6 protein-coding genes, 1 tRNA gene and 1 pseudogene are annotated in these 9168 nt (G+C 35.4%); 5 read left to right on the top strand and 3 right to left on the bottom strand.

Annotation, left to right across the window (positions count from 1 at the left end; all coding sequences use genetic code 11):
- Positions 1-191 precede the first annotated feature (191 nt).
- The 3 genes and pseudogenes from FFS26_RS22815 to nagB all read left to right on the top strand — a co-directional run bounded on the left by FFS26_RS22815 (position 192) and on the right by nagB (position 3392).
- Positions 192-914 carry a hypothetical protein gene (locus tag FFS26_RS22815; protein ID WP_228449460.1) on the top strand — a complete coding sequence of 241 codons (723 nt, stop codon included), beginning with the start codon at positions 192-194 and terminating at the stop codon, positions 912-914.
- A gap of 60 nt (positions 915-974) precedes the next feature.
- Positions 975-1364, top strand: coding sequence for a hypothetical protein (locus FFS26_RS18350; protein WP_137905749.1), 390 nt, complete (start codon positions 975-977; stop codon positions 1362-1364).
- A 99-nt stretch (positions 1365-1463) separates the two neighbouring features.
- A pseudogene (nagB, locus tag FFS26_RS18345) lies at positions 1464-3392 on the top strand (glucosamine-6-phosphate deaminase).
- Between the two features lie 132 nt (positions 3393-3524).
- On the opposite strand, the gene FFS26_RS18340 reads toward nagB, so the two are convergent.
- The 3 genes from FFS26_RS18340 to FFS26_RS18330 form a co-directional block, all read right to left on the bottom strand.
- A tRNA-Phe gene (locus tag FFS26_RS18340) sits at positions 3525-3597 on the bottom strand.
- 109 nt (positions 3598-3706) lie between these two features.
- Positions 3707-5548, bottom strand: a complete 1842-nt coding sequence (locus tag FFS26_RS18335) for a lysophospholipid acyltransferase family protein (RefSeq protein WP_137905748.1) — start codon at positions 5546-5548, stop codon at positions 3707-3709.
- Positions 5549-5570: 22 nt separating this feature from the next.
- Positions 5571-6809 carry an aspartate kinase gene (locus FFS26_RS18330; RefSeq protein ID WP_137905747.1) on the bottom strand — a complete coding sequence of 413 codons (1239 nt, stop codon included), beginning with the start codon at positions 6807-6809 and terminating at the stop codon, positions 5571-5573.
- 324 nt (positions 6810-7133) lie between these two features.
- Here FFS26_RS18330 and fbp point away from each other — a divergent pair, with 324 nt between their 5' ends.
- Together fbp and menC are read left to right on the top strand one after the other, a co-directional pair.
- Positions 7134-8150: a class 1 fructose-bisphosphatase gene (gene fbp / locus FFS26_RS18325; protein ID WP_110010152.1), complete on the top strand. Its 1017-nt coding sequence runs from the start codon at positions 7134-7136 to the stop codon at positions 8148-8150.
- Positions 8150-9154, top strand: coding sequence for an o-succinylbenzoate synthase (gene menC / locus FFS26_RS18320; RefSeq protein ID WP_137905746.1), 1005 nt, complete (start codon positions 8150-8152; stop codon positions 9152-9154). The genes fbp and menC overlap by 1 nt, the downstream gene beginning before the upstream one ends.
- The last annotated feature ends 14 nt before the right edge of the window (positions 9155-9168 follow it).

Here is a 9168-nt window from a genome sequence, read left to right as displayed (position 1 = left end):
AATAATGGGCTTTTAGATATGCAAAAAAGGAAACCGCATTAGTCTCCCTTTTCAATTTTCTGTATCATATAAAAGCTTACTTCATTTTGTAGCGAATGTATTGTTATAGCACACTTGAACAAAATAAGTATGAACTTTATTCAACTACTCAGAATACTTTTATCAATACTAATAATCAGTTTATTTTTCCAATGCTTTTATTAAAGGAATTAATAAATATTAATGGTGATAATTCTTTTAAAATTAAAGTTCCACGATATATTATTGCACGTAATATGTACCTTTTTAATGATAGTAAGCCACAATTTAAATGGCTTATTTTAAATGATCAAAGTTTCATGGAAAGTTTAGTTAAAACTTTCGGATATACAAAAGATCCTGATTTATTAAAATGGGTTATAGAAAAAACAAAATTTGATGAAAAGGATCCCCGGAATTTTGGTAAGCTTTTTTGGACTAAAGTGTGTAATGGAAAATTCAAACTGCATGCAGATACATTCAAGCTTCTACAAAAACTCCATATACCAAATGACCCATCTGAAAATAGATTTATTATTGATAATATCAAAAGCTATTTAGAATTTTTGGGGCGTGATAAATCCACTGACCTTACAAGAAACGAAAAATTAAAACTAATGGCAAACTTGGCATATTTTGCTGAACAATATAATTATGATAAAAAATTTAATGATGATAATAAGATGATGGCTAGACTTCGTTATTTTTTGAATGATGATGATTTTAAGGTTATAAAAGAAAATAATTTTTTCAGTCTTCCAAAATTTAAAGAATGGTGGGATAATGCGGATTATGATGCTTATTATGTAGGTGAGTGCGAATATGAAGGAAGTTGCGGTTCGGGATACCAACCTATGGATTATGCAGAATGGCGAAAACAACATCCTAAAAAATAATATATCAAGCACAGTCAGAAATGGGTGTGCTTCTTTTTAATTGTGAAACACAAATTTAATATGATGAAAATACTAAATGTTTTGATAGTATCTCTACTATTCGCTAGTGGTAATAATGACGGGCAAGAAAAAAAAGATATTCATTCTATTGGTACAAAATATAAGAGTGATAGTATCGTCGAAAATGTCTTAAAAAAACAACTTAAACAGGGATCAACCTACACTATTGATGAGGCTGGTGCTGGACGACCAAAAATTCAATTTGAGACTAAAGAATTGGAAGCAACAGCCATAGTAGCTCATGAATTATTAAATTCAAATGGGTATAATACCCTTGGTACTGAAGATTTTAATAAAAAAATCAAAAATATTTTTGGAAGAATCATTGCCACAAATAGACTTTATCTTTTTAATTTTAAAGTGTTGATAATTAATTATATAATGATATGATGTATATATGAAGTATCTCTTTTTTTTGTTTTTTATTGAAATTAGAAATACAAGTTCTATATATAATTTAATTTTATCACTTTCCAAAACCAAATTACTATGTTAAAAAGCACAATAGATTCTTCTACAGGATTTGAAAAAAGATTTGAAAAGATAGAAACGGTTATTTTCACAGATTCACTTTCAGCTTCAAAATCCGTAGCAAAAGAGGTTTCAGACCTTATCCGTGTAAAGCAGTCTCAAAAACAACCCTGCATTTTAGGTTTGGCTACCGGCTCCTCACCCAAGAGCTTATACGCTGAATTGGTACGCATGCACAGAGAAGAAGCATTGAGTTTCAAAAACGTAATTGCTTTCAACCTTGACGAATATTATCCTATGGAACCGGATTCCGTACATAGTTATGTTCGCTTTATGAAAGAACTTTTGTTTGATAAAGTAGATATTCTTCCTGAAAACTATCACATTCCTGACGGAACATTACCCAAAGAGGAAATAGCAGATTACTGTACAGAGTACGAACTTAAAATAGAAGCCTTAGGTGGGATAGATTTGCAGATTCTGGGTATTGGCGGTAATGGTCATATCGGATTCAATGAATCGGGCTCCCTGCAAAATTCCAGAACGCGTCTTGTAGCTTTAGATCATATCACCAGAGTGGCAGCCAGCAATGAGTTTTTGGGACTATCGAATACCCCCAGAACAGCTATTACATTGGGAGTGAAGAAAATAATGGAGGCGAAAAGAGTAATACTATTAGCGTGGGGTGAATCTAAATCAAATATCATCAAAGAGTCTGTAGAAGGTCCTGTTACCAACCTGGTGCCGGCTTCTTATTTGCAGGAACACAAAAACGCAACTTTTGTATTGGATCAGGCAGCAGCTCATAAGCTTACCCGAATTAATACTCCATGGCTGGTAGAAAAAATAGAATGGACTGATGCATTAACCCGAAAAGCAGTTTTGGGATTAGCCCAAAAAATAGAGAAACCTATATTAAAGCTTACCGATTCTGACTATATAGAAAACGGAATGAGCGATTTGTTAGCAGACAAAGGTCCTGCTTATAATATCAATATCGAGATTTTCAATAAATTACAACACACCATAACGGGTTGGCCGGGAGGTAAGCCGGGAGCAGATGACAGTAACAGGCCGGAAAGGAAAACTCCTGCCAAAAAAAGAGTACTTATATTCAGTCCGCATCCGGATGATGATATTATCAGTATGGGAGGAACTTTCATATGACTGCACCAACAGGGTCATGAAGTTCATGTAGCTTATCAAACTTCCGGCAATATAGCTGTAGCAGATTCTGAAGCATTGCGGTTTGCCAATTTTGTATGTGATTATAATGAAATGTTTGGCATTGAAAATAATGCAGCACAAAAGATTTTTGATAAAGCTATCAAATTTTTACAAAATAAGAAAAACAGTGATATTGATATTCCTGAAGTAAGACATATAAAAGGTTTAATAAGGAAAGGGGAGGCAAGATCTACTTGTTATTACGTGGGAATACCAGACACCCAGATTCATTTTTTGGAAATGCCCTTCTATGAAACAGGCAGAATAGAAAAAAAGCCATTGAGTAAAGAGGATATAGAAATTGTAACGGATATTATAGACAGCGTAAAACCACATCAGATATATGCGGCTGGTGATTTAGCAGATCCTCATGGAACACATAAAGTGTGTCTGGATGCTGTTTTTGAATCTGTTAAAAATTTAAAGTCGAAGGAATACATGAAAGATTGTTGGTTATGGTTATATAGAGGAGCATGGAAAGAGTGGTCTATTGAAGAAATAGAAATGGCAGTACCATTAAGTCCGGATCAAATTTTGGAAAAACGCTATGGGATTTTTAAACATCAATCTCAAAAAGATGGGGTAGTATTTCAAGGGACAGATATGAGAGAATTCTGGCAGAGAGCAGAAGAAAGAAACAGAGAAACGGCAGAGACCTATCACAAAATGGGACTTGCTACTTATGCTGCCATGGAAGCTTTTGTAAGATGGAAATTCTAAATAACAGTTCATGTCCTTTTAAAAGAAAGAATTTTATCACAAAAATGCAGGTATTTGTATAGCCCCAAATATTGTGCTTAATCATTAATCCATAAAAACAAAAAAACCTCTGACTAATCAGAGGTTTTAAAGTGGTTTCTCCAGGAATCGAACCAGGGACACATGGATTTTCAATCCATTGCTCTACCAACTGAGCTAAGAAACCATTATATTTTTGTTTGACTTACTTCGTTGTTTTAAAGTGATGCAAAAGTAGTAAGTTTTAGTATACAAAGCAAGTATTCATCGTACTTTTTTTTAATAAAGTTAAAAACTTACTGATTATCAGTCGGATTATTTTCCTGCTCTTTTCTGATCTGTTCACTCATCTCTTCCAATACCGGTTTAATCGTGTTTTCCGGAAGATCACTGATTCGGATATACATCAATCCATCTATCGCATCATTAAAGTTTGGATCTACGTTGAAAGCAATTACTTTTGCGTTTTGTTTGATGTATTTTTTGATCAGGACAGGAAGCCTCAATTCAGGTTCAAGATCATCAATAATCTTGTCCAGCTTGTTGAGGTCAGACTCCATTTCTTCAAAGAAAATATTTTTATCCCTGTCGCGAAGCTTTACCTTATATTCATTTCTAGGAGTGATATATTGTGCTACTGCAGAATCGAAATAATTGGAACGCATGAACTCAATCATCAGCGATTTTGAGAACTCAGAGAACTTGTTCGAAATACTCACACCACCCATAAGGAATTTATGATCCGGATTTCTCAGACATACATGTACTATTCCTCTCCATAAAAGAAAGAGTGGAAGTGGCTTCTGCTGATATTCCTGGCAGATGTATGCACGGCCCATTTCAATCACCTTTTTGAAAAAAGGATGGATGTCCTGCTCAAACTCAAATAAAGAGCTTGTATAGAACCCTTTGATACCGTATTTCTTCATTACCTCTCTACCCAATGCCATTCTGTAAGCTCCGGCCAGTTTTTTCTCACCGTTATCCCATAGGAAAAGATGGTGGTAATGTTTGTCATACTCATCAAGGTCAAACGGAAGATTACTTCCTTCACCTACCGCACGGAAGGTGAGCTCTCTCTGACGTCCGATTTCCCTCATAATAGAAGGGATTTCCTCGTAAGTCGTAAAGTAAATCTCGTAATTTCCGTTACTGAAAAGCATTTTTTCAGTTCCTCTCAATTTATCAACATCTTTGATAATGTCTTCCAGAGGTGTTTCATCAATGATATTCTGAACAATATTTTCCTCCTTGAGTAAAGGAAATTTGACCGATAAATTTTGAAGATTAATGCTTTGAGCAAGAGATTTTCTTTTTTCATAGTAAGATTTCATCATATAAACCTTACGTTTCAGAAACTCTCCCAATTCCTCAATCGTTTCCATGTCGTCCATTGCCTTTACGGTAATAGGACGTCCGATTCTGATTCTGATAGGTTTTTCCCTGTCATTCATCATTTCTGCAGGAAGCATCAGCGTCTGTAAATTCGGGTGAAGTTTAGCTACCTGATAAAAAAGTCTGCTGTTCTTGGCATGGAAATACATAGGAACTACCGGCACTTTAGCCATTCTCATAAGCTTAAGTGCCGTCTTTTCCCAATCTTTATCTAAAATTTCGCCGTAAGGGTTGTTTTTGTTGGAAACTTCTCCTGCCGGAAAAATACCTACACAGCCTCCGTTTTGTAAATGCTTGAGTGTTTCACGCATTCCAGAAGAGCTGCTGTAAGCTTCTTTTCTGTTTTCAAAAGGATTTACAGCGATTACATACGGCTCCATAGGTTTGATCTTTTCCAAAAGGAAATTCCCCATTACCTTGAAATCCGGACGAACCTCTGATAAGATCTTGCACATCAGAATACCGTCAATAGCACCCAGAGGGTGATTGGAAACGAGAATAAACGGTCCCGTTTTCGGAATCTTTGCCAGATCCTCTTCAAAAGCTACATAGCTTAGGTTTCTTTCTCTCACAAATGAGTCGAAAAAGTCTTTGCCTTCCTTGTCTTTTAATTTATCGTATAATTTATTTACTTCATTTATTTTAGCAATGCTCATCACAGCAGATGCTACCGGGTTCTTGAGAAACCCAATTTTATTTAAGCCGGAAGCTTTGATCAGATCGTTTTTCGAAATTAAACTCATGTGTGTTTAGTCGCAATTAATATTATTGTGTTACCATTTGAAGAGTATTCTTGGAGATTTGTTCCAATAATACATTTTTTTCATGGTAAAATTTATCAATGTGATCCTTCTTCGCATTTCTTACTGTGAATAAAGATACATTTTTAATTGCTTCGGTTTTAAAAATTTTTTGAAGCTCTTCATTGAGCTCATCAATATGATTAAATTTATCCTCCAGGCACAATGCCAGAGAGATTGCAGAATTCTGCATCAGGGAAACTTTGATCTTATATTTGGATAAATATCCGAAAATCAGGCTCATATGGTCTTCTGCGATGAAAGAGAAGTCCCTTGTAGAGATTTTCAAAAGATCCTGGTTTTCTTTCAGAATATAAGATTCTTCCTGTTGGTTTTTTTCGGAAGCACCTACTTTTGTTCCTTCTTTGCTGGGATCCACGAAAGATTTTACATAAAAAGGAATATTTTTTTGCTGTAGCGGCTGTAATGTTTTCGGGTGAATAACACTGGCACCATAATAAGCCATTTCTATAGCTTCCTCATAAGAAATATTGGAAAGAAGGGTTACATTACTGAACTTTCTCGGATCCCCGGTCATTACTCCCGGTACATCTTTCCATATCGTCATTGCTTCAGCATTTAAGCAGTAAGCAAAAATAGCGGCGGAGTAGTCGGAGCCCTCTCTTCCTAATGTTACCGTAAAATTGTTGTCGTCAGAACCGATGAACCCCTGAGTTACATAGCAGATTTCAGGATTAAGATGGGAGATAAATTCTTCCGTTTTTGTCCAGTCTACCATACCTTCCCGGTATGAATTATCCGTTTTTATATAATCTCTGGCATCCAGCCACTGATTTGTAAATTGGATCTCATTCAGGTATTCACTCACGATTTTAGTAGAGATCATTTCTCCACAGCTTACTACCTGATCGTATACGAAGTTGTAGTTGGGAGATTTATTTCTTCGTAAAAAAGAATCAATATCATCAAAGAAAAGATTGATTTCAGCAAAAACCGCATGATTTTCAGGGAAAAGCCCTTCCGCAATCTCAATGTGCTTTCGTTTTATCTTTTCAATCTCAGTTTGATAATTATCTTTTTTGAAATAAAGTTCTACAACTTTTTCCAACTCATTTGTCGTTTTACCCATTGCTGAAATCACCAGCAAGCATTTGGCAAATCCCTGGCTTTTTAGAACCATGGACACGTTTTTTACACTGTCAGCATCTTTTACCGATGCTCCACCAAACTTGAAAATTTTCATTAAATTGTTAAAAATAAAATTGTTAGATAAAAAATTATATGAGTTTTTTACGGACGTCAAAATTATAAATTTACAACGAGATATGAAATAGCCTTACGCGGAGATAGAATTAAGATTTCCTTAAAATCAACAATTCATGAAATAAATTAATTTTTTTTGGGTTCTGATTAAACAAATTAGGAGGTATAATTTTCAGTAAAGGGTTCGTGTAATGTCATGTTTTGTTTGTATCTTTCTGAAATACAATGATTAATCTCTTTTTTAATTAAATTTTCTCAATGCGATAAATTTTCCGAAATTTGGGCAAAACGTAAAAAGAAAAATATGTCAAATCAACCATTACAGACTTTAGGAGAATTTCTTATAGATAAACAGGACGATTTTCAGTATTCTACAGGTGAATTTTCTCGTCTTCTAAGTGCAATAAGATTGGCTTCGAAAGTGGTAAACAGAGAAGTAAATAAGGCCGGAATTGTAGATATAACAGGAGCTGCAGGAAACCAGAACATTCAAGGAGAAGAACAGCAGAAACTTGATGTAATCGCTAACGAAATTTTTATTACGGCTTTGTCTCAGAGAGAGGTTGTTTGTGGTATTGCTTCTGAAGAAAATGATGATTTTATTGATATCAAATGCGGTGAAAACGGACATTTAAGTAAATATGTTGTACTGATTGATCCTTTGGACGGATCTTCCAATATTGATGTAAATGTTTCTGTAGGGACTATTTTCTCCATCTACAGAAGAGTTACAGAACCGGGAACTCCGGTACAGCTGGAAGACTTTTTACAGAAAGGTATCAATCAGATTGCTGCGGGATATGTTATTTACGGTTCATCTACCATGATTGTGTATACAACTGGTAACGGAGTAAACGGATTTACATTAGATCCGTCTCTAGGAACATATTATCTTTCCCATCCTAATATGACTTTCCCAAAAACAGGTAAAATCTATTCTATCAACGAAGGAAATTATATCAAATTCCCTCAGGGGGTAAAAAATTATCTTAAATACTGCCAGATGGAAGAAGGTGACCGTCCTTACACTTCAAGATATATCGGTTCTTTAGTGGCGGATTTCCACAGAAATATGCTGAAAGGAGGAATTTATATTTATCCTTCTTATTCACAGGCTCCGAATGGTAAACTAAGGTTGTTATACGAATGTAACCCAATGGCATTCCTTGCAGAGCAGGCCGGAGGAAAAGCAACTGACGGATTCAGAAGAATTTTGGAGATAGAACCTACAGAACTTCACCAGAGAATTCCTTTCTTCTGTGGAAGTATCGACATGGTGGAAAAAGCAGAAGAGTTTATGCGTATCGACAGCGTAAAATAATGGAAGCAACTTACGTACAATATTTATTACAATTTAAGCGCCCGAGTGGAACATCTCGCGGCGTTTTGCTTGATAAAGAGACCTTCATTCTGACAATTTCCGAAGAGGGAAGAAAAGGAGTAGGGGAATGTGCTGTTTTCAGAGGGCTGAGTTTTGATGACAGGCCTGATTATGAAGAAAAACTGAAGTGGCTTTGTGAAAATATTAATCAGGACAGCGTTTTTTTGAAGCAGGAACTGAAAGAGTTTCCTTCAATCTGGTTTGGATATGAACAGGCCATTCAGAATCTAAAATATGGAGGCAGCCTATATTTTCCAAGTGAATTTACTGAAGGAAAGTCTGCCATTACCATCAACGGTCTGATATGGATGGGCGACGCAACGTATATGGAAGAACAGATTCAGGAAAAACTGGACAGAGGCTTTCACTGTATCAAATTAAAAATAGGTGTGGATTGGAAATCTGAGCATATTATTCTTCAGAAATTAAGAGAAAAGTTTTCCAAAGATCAATTGGAACTGCGTGTGGATGCCAATGGAGGTTTCAGTAAAGACGAAGCGGTGATGGTTTTACAGCAGCTTGCTGATCTTCATATTCATTCCATTGAGCAGCCTATCAAGGCCGGAAATTGGAATGAAATGGCTGAGTTATGTGCAAAAACACCTACTCCGATTGCATTGGATGAAGAACTGATCGGAATTATAGATCCCGAAAAGAAGAAACAGCTTTTGGAAATAATTAAGCCGCAATATATTATTTTGAAACCTGCATTAGTAGGAGGTTTTTCAGGTTCTGATGAATGGATTTCCCTTGCGGAAAATCAGAATATAAACTGGTGGATTACTTCAGCATTAGAAAGTAATATTGGATTGAATGCCATTGCTCAGTATACTTTTACCAAAAAAAATCCAATGCCTCAAGGTTTAGGCACTGGAGCTTTATTTGTCAATAATTTTGAATCCGTTTTAGAACTCAGAAATGAGTTGCTGTGGTTCAAAATATAACTATTAAAAATTAA

The sequence above is a fragment of the Chryseobacterium sp. 2VB genome (assembly GCF_005503635.1).
In the GTDB taxonomy this organism is placed as follows: Bacteria; Bacteroidota; Bacteroidia; order Flavobacteriales; family Weeksellaceae; genus Chryseobacterium; species Chryseobacterium cupriresistens.
This window is presented reverse-complemented; position numbering and strand designations above follow the sequence as displayed.